This is a genomic window from Streptoverticillium reticulum (assembly GCF_047456005.1).
Classification (GTDB): domain Bacteria; phylum Actinomycetota; class Actinomycetes; order Streptomycetales; family Streptomycetaceae; genus Streptomyces; species Streptomyces reticulum.
In genome coordinates this window covers 4,820,792-4,843,710 of the sequence record NZ_CP179755.1, presented here as the reverse complement: position 1 = coordinate 4,843,710, position 22,919 = coordinate 4,820,792, and the positions used below count along the sequence as shown (strand labels likewise).

17 protein-coding genes are annotated in these 22,919 nt (G+C 72.3%); 8 read left to right on the top strand and 9 right to left on the bottom strand.

Going from position 1 to position 22,919, the window contains the following annotated elements:
- Nucleotides 1-55: 55 nt before the first annotated feature.
- Entirely contained in the window at nucleotides 56-613 is a 558-nt protein-coding gene (locus tag ACMATS_RS22170) for an RICIN domain-containing protein (protein WP_390779965.1), read from the bottom strand.
- A 273-nt stretch (nucleotides 614-886) separates the two neighbouring features.
- On the opposite strand from ACMATS_RS22170, the gene ACMATS_RS22165 reads away from it, so the two are divergent.
- Together ACMATS_RS22165 and recQ are read left to right on the top strand one after the other, a co-directional pair.
- Entirely contained in the window at nucleotides 887-2,944 is a 2,058-nt protein-coding gene (locus tag ACMATS_RS22165) for a restriction endonuclease (RefSeq protein WP_414168803.1), read from the top strand.
- Nucleotides 2,945-3,188: 244 nt separating this feature from the next.
- Nucleotides 3,189-5,081 carry a DNA helicase RecQ gene (gene recQ, locus ACMATS_RS22160; protein ID WP_390779963.1) on the top strand — a complete coding sequence of 631 codons (1,893 nt, stop codon included), beginning with the start codon at nucleotides 3,189-3,191 and terminating at the stop codon, nucleotides 5,079-5,081.
- A 199-nt stretch (nucleotides 5,082-5,280) separates the two neighbouring features.
- Here the strand turns inward: recQ and ACMATS_RS22155 are convergent, their stop codons facing one another.
- Nucleotides 5,281-6,399 (bottom strand): hypothetical protein, encoded by a 1,119-nt coding sequence (locus ACMATS_RS22155; RefSeq protein WP_390779962.1) that lies wholly within the window; start codon nucleotides 6,397-6,399, stop codon nucleotides 5,281-5,283.
- Nucleotides 6,400-6,482: 83 nt separating this feature from the next.
- Here ACMATS_RS22155 and ACMATS_RS22150 point away from each other — a divergent pair, with 83 nt between their 5' ends.
- Complete coding sequence (locus tag ACMATS_RS22150) at nucleotides 6,483-6,980, top strand: MarR family winged helix-turn-helix transcriptional regulator (protein WP_390779961.1); 498 nt, start codon at nucleotides 6,483-6,485, stop codon at nucleotides 6,978-6,980.
- Here ACMATS_RS22150 and ACMATS_RS22145 read toward each other — a convergent pair.
- The 4 genes from ACMATS_RS22145 to ACMATS_RS22130 all read right to left on the bottom strand — a co-directional run bounded on the left by ACMATS_RS22145 (nucleotide 6,969) and on the right by ACMATS_RS22130 (nucleotide 12,923).
- Entirely contained in the window at nucleotides 6,969-7,748 is a 780-nt protein-coding gene (locus tag ACMATS_RS22145) for a class F sortase (RefSeq protein WP_390779960.1), read from the bottom strand. The genes ACMATS_RS22150 and ACMATS_RS22145 overlap by 12 nt on opposite strands.
- 123 nt (nucleotides 7,749-7,871) lie before the next feature.
- On the bottom strand, nucleotides 7,872-8,429 hold the full coding sequence (locus ACMATS_RS22140) for a hypothetical protein (RefSeq protein WP_336412942.1): 558 nt from the start codon (nucleotides 8,427-8,429) through the stop codon (nucleotides 7,872-7,874).
- Between the two features lie 184 nt (nucleotides 8,430-8,613).
- Nucleotides 8,614-10,479: an MFS transporter gene (locus ACMATS_RS22135; protein ID WP_414168802.1), complete on the bottom strand. Its 1,866-nt coding sequence runs from the start codon at nucleotides 10,477-10,479 to the stop codon at nucleotides 8,614-8,616.
- 191 nt (nucleotides 10,480-10,670) lie between these two features.
- A complete protein-coding gene (locus tag ACMATS_RS22130; protein WP_414168801.1) occupies nucleotides 10,671-12,923 on the bottom strand; it encodes a D-alanyl-D-alanine carboxypeptidase in 2,253 nt (750 codons plus the stop codon).
- Nucleotides 12,924-13,365: 442 nt separating this feature from the next.
- On the opposite strand from ACMATS_RS22130, the gene ACMATS_RS22125 reads away from it, so the two are divergent.
- From ACMATS_RS22125 to ACMATS_RS22115, 3 genes are all read left to right on the top strand, one after another.
- Nucleotides 13,366-14,148: a GOLPH3/VPS74 family protein gene (locus tag ACMATS_RS22125; RefSeq protein WP_390779957.1), complete on the top strand. Its 783-nt coding sequence runs from the start codon at nucleotides 13,366-13,368 to the stop codon at nucleotides 14,146-14,148.
- A 338-nt stretch (nucleotides 14,149-14,486) separates the two neighbouring features.
- The gene (locus ACMATS_RS22120) at nucleotides 14,487-15,344 is read left to right on the top strand and encodes a helix-turn-helix domain-containing protein (protein ID WP_171081871.1); all 858 of its coding nucleotides are present in this window, start codon (nucleotides 14,487-14,489) and stop codon (nucleotides 15,342-15,344) included.
- 191 nt (nucleotides 15,345-15,535) lie between these two features.
- Nucleotides 15,536-15,727 carry a DUF397 domain-containing protein gene (locus ACMATS_RS22115; protein WP_390779956.1) on the top strand — a complete coding sequence of 64 codons (192 nt, stop codon included), beginning with the start codon at nucleotides 15,536-15,538 and terminating at the stop codon, nucleotides 15,725-15,727.
- Nucleotides 15,728-15,812: 85 nt separating this feature from the next.
- Here the strand turns inward: ACMATS_RS22115 and ACMATS_RS22110 are convergent, their stop codons facing one another.
- The 3 genes from ACMATS_RS22110 to ACMATS_RS22100 all read right to left on the bottom strand — a co-directional run bounded on the left by ACMATS_RS22110 (nucleotide 15,813) and on the right by ACMATS_RS22100 (nucleotide 20,621).
- Nucleotides 15,813-16,928, bottom strand: coding sequence for a hypothetical protein (locus ACMATS_RS22110; protein WP_414168800.1), 1,116 nt, complete (start codon nucleotides 16,926-16,928; stop codon nucleotides 15,813-15,815).
- Between the two features lie 120 nt (nucleotides 16,929-17,048).
- Entirely contained in the window at nucleotides 17,049-19,640 is a 2,592-nt protein-coding gene (locus ACMATS_RS22105; RefSeq protein ID WP_414168799.1) for a bifunctional FO biosynthesis protein CofGH, read from the bottom strand.
- Between the two features lie 123 nt (nucleotides 19,641-19,763).
- Nucleotides 19,764-20,621, bottom strand: coding sequence for a TIGR03619 family F420-dependent LLM class oxidoreductase (locus ACMATS_RS22100; RefSeq protein ID WP_414168798.1), 858 nt, complete (start codon nucleotides 20,619-20,621; stop codon nucleotides 19,764-19,766).
- Between the two features lie 151 nt (nucleotides 20,622-20,772).
- Here ACMATS_RS22100 and ACMATS_RS22095 point away from each other — a divergent pair, with 151 nt between their 5' ends.
- Together ACMATS_RS22095 and ACMATS_RS22090 are read left to right on the top strand one after the other, a co-directional pair.
- Nucleotides 20,773-22,296, top strand: a complete 1,524-nt coding sequence (locus ACMATS_RS22095; RefSeq protein WP_414168797.1) for a CehA/McbA family metallohydrolase — start codon at nucleotides 20,773-20,775, stop codon at nucleotides 22,294-22,296.
- An 84-nt stretch (nucleotides 22,297-22,380) separates the two neighbouring features.
- Nucleotides 22,381-22,884: a DUF6624 domain-containing protein gene (locus ACMATS_RS22090; RefSeq protein WP_414168796.1), complete on the top strand. Its 504-nt coding sequence runs from the start codon at nucleotides 22,381-22,383 to the stop codon at nucleotides 22,882-22,884.
- The last annotated feature ends 35 nt before the right edge of the window (nucleotides 22,885-22,919 follow it).

Here is a 22,919-nt window from a genome sequence, read left to right as displayed (position 1 = left end):
CCGAGGCGCCGGGGCCGGCAGGAGAACTGCCGGCCCCGGTTCCGGGCCTGTCGGCTCAGATGTTCCAGAAGTGGTCCGGCCAGTCGCCGCACGGCCACTGGATGATCTTCTCGCCCTGCGCCATGCTCGCGCCCGGGACGGCCAGGCACTGCCCGCTGTTCCAGTTCACCAGCCGGGTGCCCTTGGCGGTGTACTCGATGCCCCAGAAGTGGTCCTTCCAGTCGCCGCAGGGCCACTGGATGACCTGGATGCCGTTCTGGGTGCTCGCACCCGGCACCGCCAGGCACTGCCCGCTGTTGAGGTTGCGGATGTGGTAATAGGCGCGTCCGCCGTCGCTGAAGGCGTACTCGAACTGCCAGAAGTGGTCGCGCCAGGTGCCGCAGCCCCACTGGATCAGGCCGATCCCGTTCTGGGTGCTGGCGCCCGGGACGGCCAGGCAGTGGCCGCTGTTGGCGTTGCGGATCCAGTTGTACGAGTCCGCGCCCGCGGGTCTGGACGAGCGCTCCGGGCCCTGGGGCGCTGCGGAGGCCTGGGTCGTACCGGTCACGACGGCGCCGAGCACGAGCGCTGCTGCTGCGGCCAGGATGCCGGGAAGGCGATAGTGCGACTTCATGTGTCCTCTTCTCTTCGTGGAGTGGACCAGGAGCCGTACTGCGCGCGCGGTGCGCAGGCTATAGCCGAAGCCCGTGGGACGGCAGTCACGGCGGGCGCCACCCCCAAGTTGGCGCGAACGCGCCGCCTTTGGCTGGGTGCACCGCCGCCGCGTCCTGACACTGCCTCAGCCCCCTAAAATTGCCCCGTAACCGCTGGTCAAGGAACCAGTGACCAGGACGTACGCGCGCGGTTCCGGGGCTGGGCCGGTCTCGGGGGGAGGGATGGGTCCGCAATGAGTCGGCGCTCCAACGGGCTGATGGGGATCTGGGCCGAGGCCCAGCGGCAGCAGCAGCGGCAGCAGGAGGCGCGGCAGCGGGCCGCGGTGCAGGCGCAGCGGGAGGCCGAGCGGCAGCAGCGGTCCCTGGAGCGGGAGCGGGCCCGGCAGGACCGGGAGCAGCGGCAGGCGTACCGGCAGAGCCGGGAGGCCGAGGTCCGGCGGCGGAACGAGGAGCTGGACGCCCAGGTCGAGGCGCTGACCTCGCTCCTCGCCAAGGGCTGCGGGACGCCCGCCTTCAGCACCGCCGCCCTCGCCCGTCCCGAGCAGGTGCCCGCCTTCGCCCCCGGGCACCTCGGGCAGCCCGTGTCCATGCCCGACCCCAACCGGTACCGCGGGTTCGGCACCCGCGCCCAGTACGAGCGCGACTGGCAGGCGGCACAGGCCGCCGAGGCGCAGCGGCAGCAGCAACTGGCCGCCTACCGGCAGCAGTACGAGCAGTGGGCCGGTGCCCAGCTGCAGGAGATCCGGCAGTACAACGCGGGGGTCGGCGAGCTCGTCGCCGCCCTGCGGCAGGGCGACCCGGACGCCGTCGTGGAGTACTTCTCGGCCGCTCTCTACGCCTCCGCCCGGCCCGACGACTTCCCCCACCGGCTCTCCGCCGCCTACGACCCCGGGCCCCGGCAGCTGGTGGTCGACTGGGAGCTGCCCGGCCCGGACGTCGTGCCGGCCGTGAAGTCCGTGCGCTACATGCCCACCGCGGACGAGGAGAAGGAGACCGCCCGGCCCGTCACCCAGCGCCGCGCGATCCACCGGGACCTGCTCGCGCAGTGCGTGCTGCTCGCCGTCCACGAGCTGTTCGCCGCCGACGAGTTCGGGATGCTGGAGTCCGTCGTCCTCAACGGGTTCGTCGACGACCACGATCCGGTCACCGGGCAGCGCGCGCAGATCGTGCTCGCGTCCGTGTCCGTCGCCCGGCCGGTCTTCTCCGGGCTGCGGCTGGCGCAGGTCAGCGCCGTCGACTGCCTCGTCGAGGGGCTCGGCGGGCAACTGTCCGCCCGGCCCGACCAGTTGGCCGCGGTGCGGTCCGCGCGGCAGCCCGGCGACGTGGGCCGCGGGGTGGTGTCGCACGGCGGGGACGACGACCCGGACCTCTTCGAGATGGACCCCATCGCCTTCGAGGCGCTCGTCGCCGAGCTCTTCCGGGCCCGCGGCATGCAGGCCGTGATGACCCAGCGGTCGAACGACGGCGGTGTCGACGTCGAGGCCCTCGACCCCGACCCGATCAGCGGCGGGCGGATCATCGTGCAGGTCAAGCGGTACCGGAAGACCGTGCCGCCGACCGCCGTCCGCGATCTCTTCGGGACCGTGCAGGGCGCCGGCGCCAACAAGGGCGTGCTCGTCACCACCTCCGGATTCGGGCCCGGGTCGTACGCCTTCGCCAACGGCAAGCCGCTGACGCTGGTCTCCGGCGAGGAGCTCGTGGGGCTGCTGCAGGAGCACGGCCTGCGGGGGCGGCTGGGCCCCGGGAGCAGCGCACCCGAACCGGCTCCCGACGGGCCCGGGGCGTCCGGGGAGTCCGGGACCCCTGATGGCCACAACATCCTCGGCATGTCCTGGTCCGGCCGCGTCGCCCTCGACGTGTGCGCCCTCGTCTGCGCCGGCGACCGGGTCCTCAGCGACGATCACTTCGTCTTCTACAACAATCCCCGCACGCCCGACGGCGCCGTCCGCGCCGCCGCCCCCTCCGCCGCGGACAAGGCCGCCCTGCGCGTGGCCTTCGAGGCGCTGCCCGCGCGGGCGGACCGGCTGGTGCTCGCGGCCGCCATAGACCCGGCCGTGAACCCGGACGCCGATCTCTCCGGTTTCACCGACGCCCGGATCCGGCTCGCGGACGCGGCCGGGGGCGAGCTCGGGCAGCTGGAGGTGTCCGACGGGCGGTCCGGCGAGACCGCGCTCGTCCTCGGGTCCTTCCGGAAGCGCGCGAGCGGCGACTGGGACTTCGTCGTGGGCGGGAAGGGGTACGCGGGAGGGCTGGAGGCGCTGGTGCAGGAGTTCGGCATCGAGGTGGCGTAGCCCCGTCAGGGGCGCGGGGCTGTAGACATATGCGGCTCCGCCGCGTGGGCGCGACCGGCCACGACGCACCCGCAGGCGACGCACCACCCGGTCCGGGGCGAAGCCCCGGAGAAACGGCGTTGTACGTCGGCTGCAGGCCGTCAGTGGCCGGTCGCGCAGTTCCCCGCGCCCCTGACGGGGCCCGAGGCCCTCCGGTTATCCACATCCCCCATTCGTGTAAGCCCTTCCCCCATACACTTCCGGAATGGACGAGCCCACCGAGACCACCGACCTCGCCGGTACCCCCGACATCCCCGACAGCGACGCCCTGCGCTGCCTCCGGCGCGTCTTCGGCTACGACGCCTTCCGCGGCGAGCAGCGGGAGATCATCGAGCACGTCGTCGACGGCGGGGATGCGCTCGTCCTGATGCCCACCGGCGGCGGCAAGTCGCTGTGCTACCAGATCCCGGCCCTCGTGCGCCCCGGCGTCGGCATCGTCGTCTCCCCGCTGATCGCCCTCATGCAGGACCAGGTCGACGCGCTCCGCGCGCTCGGCGTGCGGGCAGGCTTCCTGAACTCCACGCAGGATCCGGACGAACGGCGCATGGTCGAGGCCGAGTTCCTCGCCGGCGAGCTGGATCTGCTCTACCTCGCCCCGGAGCGGCTGCGCGTCGAGGCCACGCTGCGGCTGCTCGACCGCGGCAAGATCTCCCTCTTCGCCATCGACGAGGCGCACTGCGTGGCCCAGTGGGGCCACGACTTCCGGCCCGACTACCTCGCGCTCTCCGCGCTCCACGAGCGCTGGCCCGACGTGCCGCGCATCGCCCTCACCGCGACGGCCACGGAGGCCACGCGCCGGGAGATCGCGGCGCGCCTGAAGCTCGACGACGCCCGGCACTTCGTCGCCAGCTTCGACCGGCCGAACATCCAGTACCGCATCGTCCCGAAGAACGAGCCGAAGCGTCAGCTCCTGGAGCTGCTGCGCACCGAGCACGCGGGGGACGCGGGCGTCGTCTACTGCCTGTCCCGCAAGGGAGTCGAGGACACCGCCGCGTTCCTGGTGCAGAGCGGCATCGACGCCCTCCCGTACCACGCGGGGCTCGACGCGGCGACGCGCGCCGCCCACCAGTCGCGCTTCCTGCGCGAGGACGGCATCGTCATGGTCGCCACCATCGCCTTCGGCATGGGCATCGACAAACCCGACGTGCGCTTCGTCGCCCACCTCGACCTGCCGAAGTCCGTCGAGGGCTACTACCAGGAGACGGGCCGCGCCGGGCGCGACGGCCAGCCGTCCACCGCCTGGCTCGCCTACGGCCTGCAGGACGTGGTCCAGCAGCGCAAGCTGATCGACGGGTCGGAGGGCGACGAGGCCCACCGCCGCCGGCTCGCCGCGCACCTGGAGGCGATGCTGGCTCTGTGCGAGACGGTCGAGTGCCGCCGGGTGCAGCTGCTGGCCTACTTCGGGCAGCAGAGCGGCCCCTGCGGCAACTGCGACACCTGCATCGCCCCGCCGGTCACCTGGGACGGGACGATCGCCGCGCAGAAGTTCCTGTCGACGGTCCTCCGGCTGGCCCGGGAGCGGCGGCAGAAGTTCGGGGCGGGGCAGATCATCGACATCCTGCTGGGGAAGAAGACCGCCAAGGTCATCCAGCACGACCACGACGCCCTCACCGTCTTCGGCATCGGCACGGAGCTGAGCATGGCCGAATGGCGGGGAGTGGTACGGCAGTTGCTCGCCCAGCGGCTGCTCGCGGTGGAGGGCGAGTACGGGACGCTGGTGCTCACCGACGACAGCGGCGACGTGCTCGGCTCGCGGCGCCAGGTGCTGCTGCGCCGCGAGCCGGAGAAGCCGGTTCGCTCCGCGGGGGCCGCGCGGTCGAGCGGTTCGGCGAAGCGCTCGACCCCCGTCGATCTGCCCGCGGAGGCAGTACCGGTCTTCGAAGCACTGCGCTCCTGGCGCGCAGCCACGGCCAAGGAGCAAGGCGTGCCCGCCTACGTCGTCTTCCACGATGCGACGCTGCGCGAGATCGCCACGCGGATGCCCACAGGCCTCGACGAGCTTGCGGGCATGAGCGGTGTCGGCGAGAGCAAGCTGGCGAAGTACGGCCAGCCGATTCTCGATGCGCTCGCCGAGCTGCGGGCGACTCCTTCGCCCTGACCCACTGGGCCATGTCCGGCGGATCTTGCAGCGCCCCGTCAGGGGCGCGGGGAACTGCGCGATCAACCACAGCCGGCCCGCAGCCGAAGCACCACCCCGAGGCGGCACGTCATCTGCGGGTGCACTGTGGCTGATCGCGCAGTTCCCCGCGCCCCTTCGGGGCGAGGATCCGCGGACACGCCCCCGAGGTCCCGTCCGCCTACGAGGCGGCGCCGCGCCGCCGCCTCGGCTTGATCCGCTGCTGCGCCGCCAGGACCGCCGCCGCATAGCGGGGGTCCGGGCGCAGCGCGTGCTCGCGCCGGGCCGCCTCGGTGAACTTGATGACGTGCTCGTCGCCGTGCTCCACCGCCCGCGCGACGAGCTCGTCGAACGGCGGCACGTCCGTCTCCGCCGCCACCCGCGCCGCCTCCGCCTCACCGCCGCGGTGTTCGGTGAAGGTCAGCAGCAGCGTCGCGTGCACGTGCCAGAGCGCGGCCACCGTCGGCCGGTGCAGGCCCGTCGGCAGGTGCGGCAGGACGAGGCGCACGGCGGCCGGAGCGGTGACGCCGTGGATCAGCGGGACGGGGAAGACCTCGGGGTGGCCCAGGTAGACGCCCGCGAACTCGGTGGTCATCTCGGCCAGCAGCCAGTCCGGGCGCTCCGCGGCGGCGGGGCCCAGGGCGTCGAGCGCCCCGGCGTATCCGGGCAGCCGGGCGGGGTCGGCCAGCCGCGCGCCCGCGGCGGCGCGGCCGTGCTTGCCCTCGTAGGGCGTCCGGGGCGCGGAGGCGACGGCGGCGGCGAGGTCGCACGTGCCGGACAGCCGTACCTCGCCGGGGAGGTGGGCGAACCGTGCGGCCCAGTAGGCCATCCCCCGTGCCAGTTCGGTGAGTTGGCGCCGGGTCGGCTCCTCGGCCGCCGCCAGGGAGCGGACCGCGTGGGCCGTGCGGATCAGGCCGTGGGTGAGTCCTGCGAGCATGCCCGGCAGCAGCCGGGGCCACCAGCGGGCGAGCACCTCGCGCCAGGGCGCCGCGGCGAGTTCGCGGGCGAAGAGCCGCTCCCAGTCGCCCGCGCGGGAGAAGTCGCCGAGCGCGGGGCGCCAGGACGACTCGTCGGCGGGGTCGAGGGCGAAGCGCGCCTCGGGCACCTCGTGGTGGGGCATGGCGGTGCGGTAGCCCTCGACCCACGCGGCGACCTCGGCGCCGTGCCCGAGGGCGGCGAGGGCCTCGGCGCCCATGGGCCCGTGATTGGCGAGATCGGCGCCGGCTCCGCGCTCGTAACCGAGGTCGTCCAGGCGCTCCAGCGCCTCTCCGAGCGCATCGCGATAAGTGACGGCAGGCATGGGTGTCCCCCTTGTCCGGAACAGTTTCAGAACAGTTCGAGTTTCCCAACAGTTCGGATATCCGAAGCATCTAGACTCGCAGTATGCCGCACGCCCCCGCCGCCGGAAAGCACCGCCTCCCGACCGCCGAGGAGATGGAGGCCATCGGCCTCGTCCCGCTCATCTCCCCCTACATGCGCAACGCACTCACCGAGATGCCCGACCGCCTGCGCTCGGTCTTCGACGTGCACGGCCTCACGCCCCGGCACGGCGCGGTGCTGCCGCAGCTGATCGCGGAACAGCCGCTCGCCGTGGGCGAACTCGCCCGCCGGATGGGGCTGTCGCTGTCGACCGTCAGCGAGCTGGTGAGCGCGCTCAACAAGGCGGGCCTGGTGGAGCGGCGCGAGGACCCGGGGAACCGGCGGCGGATGCTGGTGCGGATCGACGGCCGCTACCAGGCGCTCGTCGAGTCCTTCATCGCCCGGCGCTCCGCCCCGCTGCTGCGGGCGCTCGACAGCCTCACGCCGGACGAACGGGCGGGCTTCATCGCCGGGCTGGCGGCGTGGGCGCGCGAGGCCCGGCCGCCGGCGTCAGGGTGCTGACGCCGCCTGCGGCCCCTGCAACGGCTGGAGCACCGCCGTCAGATGGGCGTACACCACCACGTTGCCCAGGTACTCCTCCGTCTCCTGCGAGAAGCCGCCGCCGCACGTGATCAGCCGCAACTCGGCCCGGCCCGTGGCCCCGTAGACCTTCCGGGACGGGAAGTCCGTCCGCTCGTACACCTCGATGGCGTCCGTCGTGAACACGGCGGTCCGGCCGTCGGCGCGCGCGACTTCGACGGTCTGCCCCTTCTTCAGGGCGCCGAGGGAGTAGAAGACGGCGGGGCCGGACTCGGTGTCGACGTGGCCGCCGATGACGGCGGTCCCGGTGGCGCCGGGGGCGGTACCGGCCGCGTACCAGCCGGCGAGGTTCTTGTCGTCCTCCGGCGGGCTGGCGAGGGTCTCGTCCGGCAGCAGGCCGAGGGTGGTCAGGGGGGCGTCGACCCGGATGTCGGGGATCCTGATCCGGGTGGGCGGGGCGGGCGGCAGCGGCGGGATCAGCCGGTCCGGATGGATCACCCGGGCGGCTCCCGCGGCGAACGCCTCGGCGGCCGAGGGCTGCGGGGGCGGTATGTGCTCCCGGGTGCCCTCGCCGATCAGCGCGCCGCCCGTGCAGAGCGCGGCCCCGAGGACCACGGCGGCCGTCGCCGTGGCGCGCAGGTCGCGCAGGGCGTCACGGAGGGCCCGGTACGGGATTCCGGGCGGACCGGCACACCAGGCGGCCGGCCGGGCGTGCCGACGGGGGCGCCGTCGGGGGCGGTTCTTGCGCATCGGAGTCCTCCACCACGGTCCGGGGACCGTGGCCCCGGCCCCGGCCCCGGTCCCCGGACGCGTACGGGGTCCGGGGACCGGAGCGGTCCGGGCCGGCCGGGGTGCCGGCTTCGCGCGGCCGGCTCAGTACCGGCTGCCGGTGCCGCGGCGGCGCAGGAACCAGACGCCGCCCGCCGCCGCCATCGCCATCAGGGCCGCACCGGCCACGATGTCGGCCGTGCCCGACTCCTCGCTCGTACCGCCGACGCCGGTCTTCATGCCGCCCTGGGGAGGCTTGGCCGCGGACATGCTCGGCATGGGCGAGGCCGCGGCCGAGGGCGAGCCGGAGGCGCTGCCCGCGCTGACGACCAGGTCGCCCGTGGCCTCCTTGCCGTTGGCGCACTTGGCGCCGATGCCGTACGTACCGGGCTTGGCGTTCTTCGGCACCATGAACTGCCCGACCACGACCTCCTTGTGGGTGCCCGGCTTGAGGTCGAACGACGCCGGCCCGCCGACGGCGCTGGCGTCGCCCGCACCGTGCCCCTTCGGACCGCAGACCGTGGTGTTCACGGTGACCTCGGCACCGGGCTGGACGGTGCCCGGGGTGACCTCGAGCTTCCCGAAGTCGCCCGCGAAGGCGGGAAGGGCGGTTATGGCCAGGGCGGTCCCTGCGGTCCCGGCGAGCACTCGTGCAGTACGCATGCTTCTTCCTCCGTGAGCGCGGATGCGGCACGCGGATGTGCCGCGCGGGGGTGGGGGTTCCGCGCCCCTCCAAGGTCGAGCGAACCGGGGATCTGCGGGGGCCGCACTCCGACGCCGGGCCGCCGCGGGCCGAACGGGTGAGGAAACCGTTACCCCTGGTGGCCGCCGGTCGCGGCCCGCAGGGTCACCGCGCCATGTCGTCCGGGCAGCCGGTGCCGCGCGGCAACTTGTACCGCGCCACGATCCGGTAGCTCCCCGCGTGGGGCGCCCGCAGGACGGTCCAGTCGTCCTCCGGCTCCCCGGCCTTCGGCGGGGTCACCTGCTTCGTCAGACAGCCCTCGACGTTGACCGGGGGCTCGCCCCCGGGCCCCGGCCTCGGCGGCCGGACGTCCTTGCCCTGCGCGTCCACCAGGCCCAGCCACGGCGAGTACGGCACCCGGATCAGCACCGGTCCCGGCTTCTTCACCGAGATCGTCAGGCCGTCGGGGTCCGTGCGGTCCACGACCGCGGGCGGCTCGGCCAGCGGGGTCGGGTTCTTCACCTCGTACAGCCGCCAGTTGTCGTCCGACCACACCTCGCGCAGGTACGACTGCCCCTGCGCGACCAGCTTGGCCTCCTCCACGGCCGCGTTGTCCGGCTCGCCGGTCGGCAGCACCACGTACGCCACCGCCCAGCGGCTGAGCCAGGCCTGGTAGCTGGCGGGGGTGAGCATGCCCTCCTCGTAGAAGAGCGGGTTCCGCTTGAGGTCCGCCTGCCGGTTCCAGCCGCGGGCCAGGTTCACGTACGGGGTCAGGGCCGAGGCCTCGCGGTGACTGCGGGCGGGGACGACCTCGACGCGGCCGCGCGCGGCGTCCACCTTCTGCAGCCGGTCCACCAGGGGGGCCAGCTCGCGCGCCCACGAGGCGGCGGGGGTGGTGTGGATGATGTCGCTGATGGAGTTGACCGACTGCCAGACCGTGCAGGTCAGCAGGGCGAGCACCATCACCGTCCACTTACGGCCCTGCTTCAGCAGCTCGGACCGCGGCGGCACCTTCATCTCCGTCAGCACGGCGACGAGCACCACACCGCCGAAGACCATGCCGAGCCGGGAGATGTTCGTGCCGATCTGCGAGGGGATCAGCCAGACCAGCAGCACGCCGAGGGCGTAGAGCCCCGAGACGACCCGCACGGTGCGCCACTGCGCGGGCACCAGGAACACCCCGAACAGACCGGCCAGCAGCGGCAGGATCGTCGACGGGAACGCCATCGGCTGCTGCCCGGAGAACGGGAACAACCAGGCCGACAGCCCCACCACGATCACCGGGGTGACGCCCAGCGCGTACGCAGCGGGACGGCGCCGGCCCAGCCAGAGCGCGGCCGCCACGATGCCCACGTACAGACCGGCGACCGGGCTCGACGCCGTGGCCAGCCCCGCCAGCACCCCCGCGAGCGCGGCCCGCGGCCAGCGGTACGAACCGTCCGAGCGCCAGCGCACCGGCCACGCGAAGATCACGGCCACGGCCGCCAGCCCGAACATCATGCCGAGCCCGAACGTCACCCGCCCCGAGATCGCGTTGCCCGTCAGCGCGAGCGCCCCGTAGAGCGCGGGCCACAGCGGCCGGCGCACCGCACGGCTGCGCACCAGGATCAGCGCGATCAGCCCGGCGGAGAGCGTGCCCGCGACCATCATCGTGGAGCGCACGCCCAGCACGGCCATCAGATACGGCGAGATGACGCTGTACGAGACGGGATGCATGCCGCCGTACCAGGCGAGGTTGTACGCCGAGGAGGGGTGCTGCAGCGCGAACTCCGCCCAGGCGTCCTGGGCGGCCAGGTCGCCGCCGCTGTTGGCGAAGACCCAGAACCACAGCACGTGCAGCACGGCCGCCGTGATCAGAGTGACCGGCACGGTCCGCGTCAGCGCCGCCCGCCAGCCCGTGCGCTGCGGGTCGGGCCGCAACGCCCAGGAGGGCAGGCGCCGGGCCGGCTTGTCCCGGCCTCGGTCTTCGTCCCTGACGTCACGTCCGGGCTCTCCCGGCGTACCGGCCCGCGCCGGTCCCACGGTGGTCACTGCGGCTCTCCCCGTCTTCCCCCTGAGGTTCTTCTCCCCCATCTTCATGCATGCTCGTCCGGCACGGCCGTCCCGGACGCAAACCCCCGCGACGCTAGCACGACGCCGTCACGGCGCTCCGGACCGCCGAACGGCTCCCGGCCCGCACCCACCCGTACGGACCAGGAGCCGCTCCGACGGCCCGGAACGGATCAGCCGAGACGGGTCACCTTGGACCCGAACGACGGCTCCACGAGGTCCTTCTGCAGCGCCACGGGCACCTTCACCTCACCCATGCCGCCGCCCGCGGTCAGCTCGCCGACCTGCGTACCGGCCTTCGCCGTGTGCGGGAGGGTCTTGTCCCCGGCGGTGATCTTCAGGTCGACCTTGAGACCGGGCCAGCCGACCGCCGTCAGGTCCTTGGTCGCCACGACCGGGGTCGTACCGCCCAGGCCGTCGTCGACGTGGCCGACGACCTCGCCCTTCTTCACGACGGTGGTGGTGGTCAGCTCCTTGCCCACGGCCAGGATGAGCTGCTTGCTGTAGTCGGTGGCGGTGTCGATGATCGGGCTCTTGTGCTGCCCGAAGACCGCTCCGATGATCAGCTGCGTGGAGTCGCCGACCTTCTTCTCCGCAGCGAAGAGCAGGTTGCCGCCGGCCTTGGTCGTGGAACCGGTCTTGATCCCGACGACACCGAACGCGGGGACGAGCTTGTTGAAGTTGGCCTGCGTCTTCTGGTACTCGACGCCGGAGCCCGTCCCGGAGGCGGTGGTGGAGGTGTACTGGGTCATCTTGGAGATTTCCCGGAAGGTCGGGTCCTGCATCGCCTTCTTGCCCAGCTTCACCTGGTCCTCGGCCGTGCTGACGGTGCTCTCCATGAGGCCGCTCGCGTCGGTGTAGGTGGTGTTCGTCATGCCGAGTTCCTTGGCGGTGTCGTTCATCTTCTTGATGAACGCCTCCTCACCGCCCGCGTCCCACCGGGCCAGCAGCCGGGCGACGTTGTTCGCGGACGGCAGCATGACGGCCTCGAGCGCCTCCTTCTCGGAGATCTTCTGGCCCTTGTGGACCTCGACGACCGACTCCTTCTCCTTCACACCGTTGGTGAAGTCGTCCTCGGCCTTCTGGTCCACGTCGATCAGCTGCCCGTTGTCGCCCTTCTTGAGCGGGTGGTCGCGCAGGATGATGTACGTCGTCATCACCTTGGCCACACTGCCGATGGGCAGCGGCTTCATCTCGCCGTACGAGCCGACCCGGCCGAGTCCGTCGACGTCCACGATCGCCTGGCCCTCGGAGGGCCAGGTCAGCGGCGGCGTGGCGCCTCCGAAGGCGAAGGACGACTTGTCGGCGGCGATCGCCAGTTTCGGGGCGGGCAGCGGACGCATCGCCTGCACGACCACGAAAATTATCCCGAGGAGCACCACCAGCGGCGTCCAGATCTTCACCCGGCGCACCGCCGTGCGCACCGGGGTCTCCGGCGGGGGCGGAGTGTTCGTCAGCTGGGCGAGCAGGTCGAGCGGAGCCGGAGGCTCCGCCGGAGCCTTGGCCGGAGCCGGAGTGCCTGCCGCCGGCTTCGGGGGCGCCGGGGGCGCAGCCTTGGGCTTGGCCTCGGCCTTCGACTCGGCCTTGGCCTCGGGCTTGGCCTCGGGCTTGGGGGCCTTGAGCGGCTTCGCCGCCGGGGCGTCGTCCTTCTTCAGCGGGACGAACTGGCTGGTGCGCTCGGACTCGGAGTCCGGGTTCGCGGGAGCCTTGATGGCCTGGGTCGGCTGGTCGGCGGAGGCCTGCGCCTTCGCGTCCTTGCCGTCCTTGGGCGCCTTGGGGGCCTCGATCAGCTCGGTGGGCTGGTCGCCGGAGGCCGCCGCCTTGGCGTCGTCCTTGTCCTCGGCCTCGGCAACCCAGGCCGCGACGGCGGCCTTCAGCCGGGCGTCCTCCTTGGGCTTGCCGTTGCCGGACGCACCGGCACCCCAGGAGGCAGCCTTGGCATCGGCCTTGGCATCGGAGTCGGCATCGGAGTCGGCGCCCCCCTTGGGGGCCTTGACCGCGCCGAACACGGCGGTGGCCTGATCGGCCTTGGCCGTGTCGGACGCAGCAGCCTTGCCGGTTCCGGCCGCGGCGGGCGTCTTCTCGGCCGCATCGGCCTTCGCAGGCGCCTGGTCGTCCTTGGTGCCGGCCTTGTCCTCGGAGGCCTTCACCGCACCGAACACGGCAGTCGCCTGATCGGCCTTGCCGCCGCCCGCAGCGCCGGACTTCGCAGCCGCCTTGCCGCCCTCGGCGATGTCGGCGCTGTCGGCGCTGTCGGCGCTGTCGGCGCTGTCGGCGCTGTCGGCCGCACCGGCCTTGTCGCCGTCGGCCGAACCGGACTTCACCGTTCCGGATGCCGCAGCCGCCCCGGCGGCCTTGCCGGCCTCGCCGCCCTCGTCGGCGCGACCGGCCTTGCCGCCACCGGCCGCGCCGTCACGCACGGCCACCCGCGGATCGGGACGACCACCGTTCCCGGCCTTCGCCCCGGCGGGAGCCGAAGCGGCAGCGGAACCGTCCGCAGGACTCCCGGCCCCGGGACGGGAACCGGCCGCAGGCCGACCCACGTCCGGATCCCCCGACGACTTCCGCTGCTCCGACTTGTCGGGGGACTCGCCCGCCACCGATGCCTCCTCAGAATTCCCGCGCCGTACATCCGGAACCTGCAGGCGCCAACGCGCCCCGGGGCCCGGAATTCACTCAACGTCTACCAGTGTCCTCTGCGATCGTCGCGCGCATGCGCACCCCTATCGCCAGAGGGCTCCGCCTGGGTTCACCCACGTGCTAGACGAGACGACATACCTACCGGTTCCCACACGAAGCCACCACGCGCTCTCGACAGACCAATGTGAGAGGGGTCACCCTGTCACTCATCCACGCGGGGAGGCATGGATGGGCAGGAGCCGCAGAACAATTCCGGAGGAGCTTCTGCTGCTCGCCCTGGACCCGGCCACGGGTACCACGGCGCAGCCGCAGTCGCTCGATCTCGGTCTCGCCGGAGCACAGCTAGTGGAGCTGGCTCTGGCCGGACGGATAGCCCCTGACGGGGATCGTATCGCCGTGGTGCACCCACGGCCGACAGGTGATCCGACCCTGGACACCGCGCTCGAACTGCTGCGCCGCCGTGGCAGTCCGGTCCGCGCCGTCCACTGGATCGGCGGGCCCCGGCTGGGGCTGCGCCAGACGTACCTCACGCACCTGGAGCGGTGCGGCATGGTGCATGCCGTGGCGGGCCAGATGTGCGGGGTGCTGCCGACCACGCGCTACCAGGCGACGGACACGGCCATCAGCCGGGAGATCAGGACCCGGCTGGACAGCGCCATCCGCACCGGCGTGCCGCCGGACCCGCGGACGGCGGCGCTCGCGGCGCTCGCGCACGCCGTCGGCCTCGGCAAGCATCTCTACCCGGGCAACGAGGGCCGTTCCTCGCGGTCCCGGCTGCGGGACCTGATCAGACACGACCCGATGGGCGGGCTCGTGGCACACGCCGTGATGGACGTGCAGAACGGCGTCGGCGCCCAGCCCCGGCGGCCGGCCGCCACGGCCGGTGCCACAGGCGGATCCGGCGCCCCGGGCCGCAGGGCAGCAGTGCGTTCCAGGGCTGCGGCACCCGCCGAAGCCGCCGCCGCCCAGCCGGTCCGCGAAGGCGTCATGGCCCGTGCGGGCGCCTCGTGAAACGGTTCGGCAGTTCTTCCGATCACCGATAAGCAGCAAGAGCCAGCGACAAACGGCAACAGACGGCACCATCAGCACGCACCACCCTCCGCTCCAACTCGACCGCATCGCAGTCCCCATGGCCCGGTTCGGGAGCCGCATCAGGACGCGGGGCGGCGGGCCGGCCCGTCCCTTGAGACGGCGACGGCCCGCCGCCCCGCGTACGCGTCCGTCCGTGCAGGCGGCGGCGGGCGGGCGTAAGCGGACTTTCGGTTCGGCATTTTCCCAGCGCCGCCGAGGCCGGGGTGGCAGGCTGCGGGGCAGGAGACATCAGCATGACGGAGCCGGAGGTGCGTCCCGTGGCGTCCAGTGTCAACCCCACCGTAAGGCGGCGCCGATTGGGGCAGGAGCTGCGCAAGCTCCGTGAGCTCAAAGGTATGACGGCGGAGGAGGTCGCCGAGCGGCTCCTGGTTTCGCAGTCGAAGATCAGCCGACTGGAGAACGGCCGGCGCAGCATCAGCCAGCGCGACGTCCGCGACCTGTGCAGCGTGTACGGGGTGGACGACCACCGCATTGTCGATTCGCTGATGCAGATGGCGAAGGAGTCGCGCCAGCAAGGCTGGTGGCATGCCTTCGGCGACATTCCCTACAGCGTCTACATCGGTCTGGAGACCGATGCGGCCTCGTTGCGCGTGTACGAGGCCTCGCTGGTGCCCGGCCTGTTGCAGACGCCCAACTACGCCAGCGCCGTGACCGAGGGCTCCTGGCCGGAGGCCACCGCGGCGGACGTCGAACGCCGCGTCCAGGTGCGGATGCGCCGGCAGGAACGCATCACCGACCCCGACAACCCCTTGCGCCTGTGGGCCGTCATCGACGAGTCCGCGCTGCGCCGCATCGTCGGCAACAAGGCCATCATGCGCGAACAGATGGAACACCTCGTGGAGTTCAGCCTGCAGCCGCACATCACCGTGCAGGTGCTCCCCTATGACGTGGGCGCGCATCCGGGCATGTACGGGAAGTTCTCCATCCTCGAATTCCACGACCCGCAGGACGCCAGCACCGTCTATCTCGAAGGCATCACCAGCGACCTCTATCTGGAGAAGCCGAATGACGTGCAGGCCTACAGCGTCATGTACGAGCATTTGCGGATGCAGGCGCTGAATGCGGAGGACTCGCGGCGGTTCATCCTGCGTGTCGCCGAGGACTGGTCGGCCTGACCAACCCCCCGGCCGCCCGCGTGGCGGCGGAACGGTACACCTCCGCGTGGCCTGCGGGAAGAGGCTCTGGACATAAGCCATCCGGTCGAGTGAACAGCCCATTCGCCACATGATGTTGGCGCGTAACGTCGATCGCACCTCGGGAAACCGGCGTACTGACAGGCATTGCTCACAGGTATCGGAGTAACACCATGGCGATTCAGCAGGGAATGACCACCTGGCGGAAGTCCTCCTACTCGCTGGCCAACGGCGACTGCGTGGAGGTCGCCTCGCCCCTTCCGCAGGCCATCGCGGTCCGTGACTCGAAGAACCCGGAGAGCCCGGCCATCGCCTTCTCCCCGGAGTCCTGGACCGCCTTCGTGGCCGACGTCAGCGGCTGCTGACTCCCACGGCTCAACCCGGCTCAGCCCTCTCGACCGGTCCGCCACCGGGGCCGAGAGGGCTTTTCCGCGCGTCCTGCGCCGGCCGTCAGCCCTTGGTCGGCCGCACGGTTCCCATGATCTTCTCGATCTGCTCGGCACTGAGGGCGTTGGGAACGCCCTGGTCGGCGTAGATCACCCAGCCGTGGAAAGTACCGTCCGGCAGCTTCTGCGCGATGCTCTTCACGATCGCGGTCGGCGGCACGCACTCACTGGCCCGGTTGGCGATCGTCACCTTGGCCGTGGCCGTGTAGCCCTCGATGCCGTTGTGCTTCCACGGCACCGCCTCGCCGACCTCGATCTTGGGCTTGTTCTTCAGCCCGCCGTAGGCCATGACGCCCCAGTTGCCCGCCCAGTTGCGGGCGTTCTCCTGCAGCGTGCCGTCCTTGCCGCCGCCGGTCGTGCCGACCGTGGCGAGCTGGCCCTTGCCGGCCTCGCCGAACGCGTCGGGGTTGGGGCTGGACGAGCAGCCGCCCTCGCGGAAGTTGGCCGTGCCCCGCATGGTGACGACCGGCTTGTTGTCCTCGGTGTACGAGATCATCGTGTCCGTCGGGAAGACCTTCCACTGGTCACCCTTGGGCGGGACGTCGTAGGCGAAGTGGTGGTCACCGTTCACCTGCGTCTGCCACCCGGCGACCAGCGCCTTGCCGCCCGACGCACCCTGCGGCGCCACGCTGGTGTCGGGGGCGGGCTGGCCGCCCTGCTGCTGCGCCGGTGCGGACGGCGCCTGCGAGGCCGCCGACGACGACGCCTTCTTGCCGTCGTCGTTCTTCCCGCTCGTGAGGACGTACGCCACGCCGCCGCCGATGACGGCCAGCGCCACGACGCCGCCGACGGTGGCGAGCAGCGCCCTGCTCTTCGCCGGCTTGGGCTCCGGGCCCGACGGAGGGATCGGGGCCATCGGGGCCGTCGACGACGGTGCCCCGCCGTAGGCTCCCGGGCCGCCCGGGCCAGGAGCGGGCGCGGGCGGCGGCGGAACCGACGCCCCGCCGGGCGGCGGCGGAGGTGCCGGCACCGCCGGCTGCCCGATCATGGTCGGCTGCGCATGTCCGGTGCCGTCCGGGCCCCACACGGGAGGCGGCCCGAAGCCGCCCTGCGGAGGCTGAGGGCTCTGCGGCTGCGCGGGCTGCTGTTGCGGATCTTGCGGGTTCTGGGGCCAAGACATGCGGGACACCTTATGCAAGGTGTGTAGCCGCCGGATCGGTGGCCGGCGACAGCTTGGCAACACTTGCGCCCCGAAGGGGCGCGAGGAACTGCGCGACCAGCCACATCCAGCCCTCACCCGTCAATCTGCCCCCAACACGGGCAAAAGCTCCGGCAGATGCCCGTCCGAATCCATGGCAGCCCGCTGCCGCTCGTCCGGTACGTCCCCGTACAGGGTCGTTCGCGGACGGGCGGGCCGCCCCGCCGCTTCGGCTATCGCCACCAGATCCCGGATGGACCGGTACGAACCGTACGAAGACCCCGCCATACGGGAGATGGTCTCCTCCATCAGCGTGCCGCCCAAGTCGTTGGCGCCCGAGCGCAGCATGTCCGCTGCGCCCTCCGTGCCCAACTTGACCCAGCTCGTCTGGATGTTGGGGATATGCGGGTGCAGCAGCAACCGCGCCATCGCCGTGACCGCGCGGTTGTCCCGGGTGGTCGGACCAGGGCGGGCGATGCCGGCCAGGTACACCGGCGCGTTGGTGTGGATGAACGGCAGGGTGACGAACTCGGTGAAACCACCCGTCTCCTGCTGGATCTGTGCGAGCAGCCGCAGATGCCCCAGCCAGTGCCGCGGCTGGTCCACGTGCCCGTACATCATGGTCGAGGACGAGCGGATGCCCAGCTCGTGCGCGGTCTTGACGACCTCGACCCACGTCGCCGTCGGCAGCTTGCCCTTGGTGAGGACCCAGCGGACCTCGTCGTCCAGGATCTCGGCGGCGGTGCCGGGGATGGAGTCCAGCCCGGCCTCCTTCGCCTCGGCGAGCCACTCGCGGACGGACATCCCGGTGCGCGTCGCGCCGTTGACGACCTCCATCGGGGAGAAGGCGTGCACGTGCATGCCGGGGACGCGCTTCTTCACGGCCCGTGCGATGTCGAAGTAGGCCGTCCCGGGCAGGTCGGGATGGATGCCGCCCTGCATGCAGACCTCGACCGCACCCACGTCCCACGCCTGCTCGGCCCGGTCGGCGACCTGCTCCAGCGAGAGCGTGAACGCGTCGGCGTCCGTGCGGCGTTGGGCGAAGGCACAGAAACGGCAGCCGGTGTAGCAGACGTTGGTGAAGTTGATGTTGCGCGTGACGATGTAGGTGACATCGTCGCCGACCACATCGCGGCGCACGGCGTCGGCGATCCCGCACAGGGCGTCCAGCGCCGGGCCGTCCGCGTGCAGCAGGGCCAGGGCCTGGGCGTCCGTGAGCTCCGTCGGGTCGTCGGCGGCCACGGCCAGGGCCTCGCGCACGTCGGCGTCGATGCGCTCGGGGGCCATGCCCGGCGCCGCGGCCTCGCGCAGGGCCTCCCAGTCGCCGTAGACCTCGTCGAAGTCCTGGCGCCGGTCGCCGGTGCGGCCCTCGGTGTCGATGGCGCGGTGCAGATCCGTACGGCCGGACGGGACGAAGACCTCCTCCGGCTCCTGCCACGGCAGGCCCCGGACCTCCACGTCCTCGCGGGCCAGGCCCGTCTCCGGGTCGGCCAGCGCGCGCACGTGGGGCAGCAGCCGGGGGTCCAGCCAGGGCTCGCCGCGCTGCACGAACTCCGGGTAGACCGCCAGGCGTTCGCGCAGCACGAAGCCCGCGGCGGCGGACTGCTCGGCGAGCCGGTCGATCTGCGGCCAGGGGCGCTCGGGGTTGACGTGGTCCGGGGTGAGCGGGGAGACGCCGCCCCAGTCGTCGATGCCGGCGCCGATGAGGCGCACGTACTCGCCGTCGACCAGGTTCGGCGGGGCCTGCAGGCAGGCCGAGGGGCCCATGATGTGCCGGGCGACGGCGACGGTGGCGACGAGCTCGTCCAGCTCGGCGTCCGGCATGCCGCGCATCGCCGTGTCCGGCTTGGCGCGGAAGTTCTGCAGGATGAGCTCCTGGATGCCGTGGTACGAGCGGGAGACGCGGCGCAGCGCGAACAGCGACTCCGCGCGCTCCTCGTACGTCTCCCCGATGCCGATCAGCAGCCCGCTGGTGAACGGGACGGAGCTGCGCCCGGCGTCCTCCAGGACGCGCAGCCGGACGGCCGGCTCCTTGTCGGGCGAGCCGTGATGCGGGCCGCCCGGCTCGCTCCACAGGCGCTCGGCCGTGGTCTCCAGCATCATGCCCATGGACGGCGCGACGGGCTTGAGCCGCTGGAAGTCCGTCCACGACATGACGCCGGGGTTGAGGTGGGGCAGCAGCCCGGTCTCCTCCAGGATGCGGATCGCCATCGCGCGCACGTACGCGATGGTGTCGTCGTACCCCTCGGCCTCCAGCCACTCGCGGGCCTCGGGCCAGCGGTCCTCCGGCTTGTCGCCGAGGGTGATCAGGGCTTCCTTGCAGCCCAGTTCGGCACCGCGGCGGGCGATGGCCAGGACCTCGTCCGGCGACATGAACATCCCGTGCCCGGCGCGGCGCAGCTTGCCGGGGACGGTGGCGAAGGTGCAGTAGTGGCACTTGTCGCGGCAGAGACGGGTGAGCGGGATGAAGACGCTCTTGGAGTACGTGATGACGCCGGGCCGCCCGGCGGCCTCCAAGCCCGCGTCGCGCACCCGCGCGGCGGAGGCGCACAGATCCGCCAGGTCGTCACCGCGCGCCTGGAGCAGGACCGCGGCCTCGGCGACATCCAGCGCGACGCCGTCCCGCGCGCGTTTGAGCGCACGCCGCATGGCGTTGGCGGTCGGCTGCCGTGATTCCTGTGCGCTGGAAGTCATTGTCCGAGCATACGAGCGGACACTGACAGCGACACGTAGCGGAAGAAGAAGGTCCATGTGCCTCTCGTCACGTCAGACGGAGGCACCCTCCGGAGAGTTGCGGCCGAGACGTGCGACCACCGGTCACAGGAACTCCGCGTGCACGTCCAGCGCCCGCAGCACCTCTCCCTCGCCACCCGGCGGAAGCCCCACCACCGTCTCCTCGATCCCCATGTCCGCGAGGTGCGCGAGCTTCCCCGCCGAGGGGTGCACCGCATACGGCACCACCTCCGGCTCGCCGTGCCGCCCCGCCTCCCGCCACACCCGGTGCAGCTCCGGCAGCGTCTCGCGCAGCCCCTTGCCGCCGACGGGCATCCAGCCGTCCGCGTACTCGGCGATCGCCGCGAACAGCCGCGGCCCGGCGCCGCCCCCGAGCAGCGTGCGCGGCCCGATCAGCGGCAGGTCCCCCTTGCGCTCCCGCGGCGCCTGCACCGGCTTGGGATGCGCCCAGCTGGCCCGTACGGCCCCGAACTCGCCCACGTACGCCGTCGGCTCCTCCGCCCACAGCGCCCGCATCAGCGCCATCCTGTCGCGCACCAGACGGCGCCGCACCGGCCACTCCACCCCGTGGTCGGCGGCCTCCTCCACGTTCCACCCGAAGCCGACGCCGAAGGTGAACCGGCCCCCGCTGAGATGGTCGAGCGAGGCCACCTGCTTGGCCAGCACGATCGGATCGTGCTGGGCGACCAGGCAGACGCCCGTCCCGAGCCCGATCCGGTGCGTGACGGCCGCGGCCTGGGCCAGCGCCACGAACGGGTCGTAGGCCCGCCCGTACTCCGGCGGCAGCGGGTCGCCCATGGGGGCGGGGGTGTCCCGGCTCGCCGGGATGTGCGTGTGCTGCGGCAGATACAGCCCGGCGAAGCCGCGCTGCTCCAGCTCCCGGGCCAGCCGGACGGGGCTGATCGTCTCGTCCGTGAGGAAGATCGTGGTGGCGATCCGCATGGGCACCTCCGTCGCGGGGGCGTGTGTGACCCACGGTATGCCCTGACGGGCCGCCATGACCCGGACGGACACGGGTGCGACGGCGCCTGTTCCGCGAGGCGCCACTCGGGCGTACGACGGTGGAGGTGCAGCCTCAGGATGGAGACCGACCATGCAGCGTCGCAACGTTCTCAAGATGACGGCTATCGCAGGAGCCGCAAGTGTGCTTACGCTCGAAGGCGTGACGTTCGCTCACGCCGACGGGACCGGCTCACGGTCCCCCGGCGAAGAGACCCGTAAGGTCACCGGCCGGCTGGCGGCCGGTGCTCCGGACTTCGTCCACCTCCCCGTGGAAGTCCCCGGCGGCGTCCGCGAGATCGCCGTCTCCTACACCTACGAGAGGCCCTCGGTACCGCCCGGCACCCCGGGCAACGCGCTGGACATCGGCATCTTCGACGAGCGCGGCACGGAACTCGGCGGCGCCGGCTTCCGCGGCTGGTCGGGCGGTGCCCGCAAGGAATTCGCCATCAGCGCGGAGCAGGCCACCCCCGGGTACCTCGCCGGTCCCATCAGACCGGGCACCTGGCACGTCGTCCTCGGCCCGTACACGGTGGCCCCGCAGGGCCTGGCGTACGAGGTCACGGTCACCCTGCGGTACGGGAAACAGGGCGCCACCCCGCAGCCCGTCTACCCGCCGCAGCGGGCGAGAGGCCGCGGGCGCGCCTGGTACCGGGGCGACAACCACCTGCACAGCGTCTACTCCGACGGCCTGCGCGCCCCCGCCGACATCGCGGCCGCGGCGCGGGCGGCCGGCCTGGACTGGATCACCACCACCGAGCACAACACGAACTCCTCGCACCGCGCGTGGGAGGGCCTGTGGGGCGACGACCTGCTGATCCTCACCGGCGAGGAGATCACCACGCGCAACGGCCACGTGGTCGCGCTGGGCACCGACCCGGGCGTCTTCCTCGACTGGCGCTACCGCGCCCGCGACCGCGTCTTCCCGCGCATCGCCCGGCAGATCCACCGGGCGGGCGGCCTGGTCGTCCCGGCGCACCCGCACGCCACGTGCGTCGCCTGCAACTGGAAGTTCGGCTTCGCGGAGGCGGACGCGGTGGAGGTGTGGAACGGGCCGTTCACCCCGGACGACGAGGTGACGATCGCGGAGTGGGACAACACGCTGGTCGCCGCGGTCCGGGGCGACCGGCGGGGCTGGCTGCCCGCGATGGGCAACAGTGACGCGCACCGGGAGCCGCAGGTGGTGGGCCTGCCCCAGACGGTGGTCCTGGCGGAGGACCTCTCGCGCCCGGCCCTGCAGGCCGCGATCCGCGCGGGCCGCAGCTGGATCTGCGAGTCGTCGAAGGTGCAGCTGTCCTTCGAGGCGACGGGCGGCCGGGGCGCGCACGCGGGCATCGGCGAACGGCTGCCGGTGGACCGGGACGCGCCGGTGACGGCGCGCCTGAAGGTGTCCGGCGTCCCGTCCGACTGCACGGCCTCGTTCGTGACGGACCAGGGCACCCTGTTCACGGCCCCGGTGCCGAGCGGAGGCGGGACGGTGGAATGGCGGACGACGCCGTCGTATGCGGCGTACGTCAGGGCGGAGGTACGGCACCCGGCGGGTCCGGGGAGCGAGCTGCCGGGGGCCATGGTGGCGATGACGAACCCGATCTTCCTGGGGCGGGAGTCATCGGCGTAGATCCATTATCGCCGGGGAGAACGGTGCCTGTCACCGTCCCGCAGAACGATCTTGAAGCCGTCGAAGCGGCCTACCGTTGCCCCCATGAATGCAACAGAACCCCGTAATTCCGCTCTGTCGGCGGAACTTGTGAGCATGGCGGAGGCTGACCGGCAGACGTCGCCGGGCGCGAACAGCGAGGACCCGGCCGAGCAGTTGGCGTGGCGCCGTCTGACCGCTCAGCACGGCGACCGCCTGGCCCGGATCATGGCCGAGCACGGCTGGCCGACGGCGCAGTTGGTCGGTGAGGAGGCGGCAACAAGTGCGTGGCTGATCGCTCAGCACGCGGACCGCCAACTGGATGTACAGCGGAGAGCACTTCGCCTGATGGAACAGGAGGACGCAACGCCCCCTCGTCAGATGGCGTTTCTGCGTGACCGGGTGCTGGTGAACGAGGGCCACAAGCAGGTATACGGCACGCAGATAGCGGGGGTGGGGAAGGACGGCGCACCGGTGCCGTGGCCGTGTGAGGAGCCGGAGCGCGTGGACGAGTTGCGGGCGGGGGTGGGGATCGAACCGTTCGGGGAGTACGTGGCGAAGTTCATGTGAGCCGGCACAAATCTTCGTGACACGCCGGGTGACGT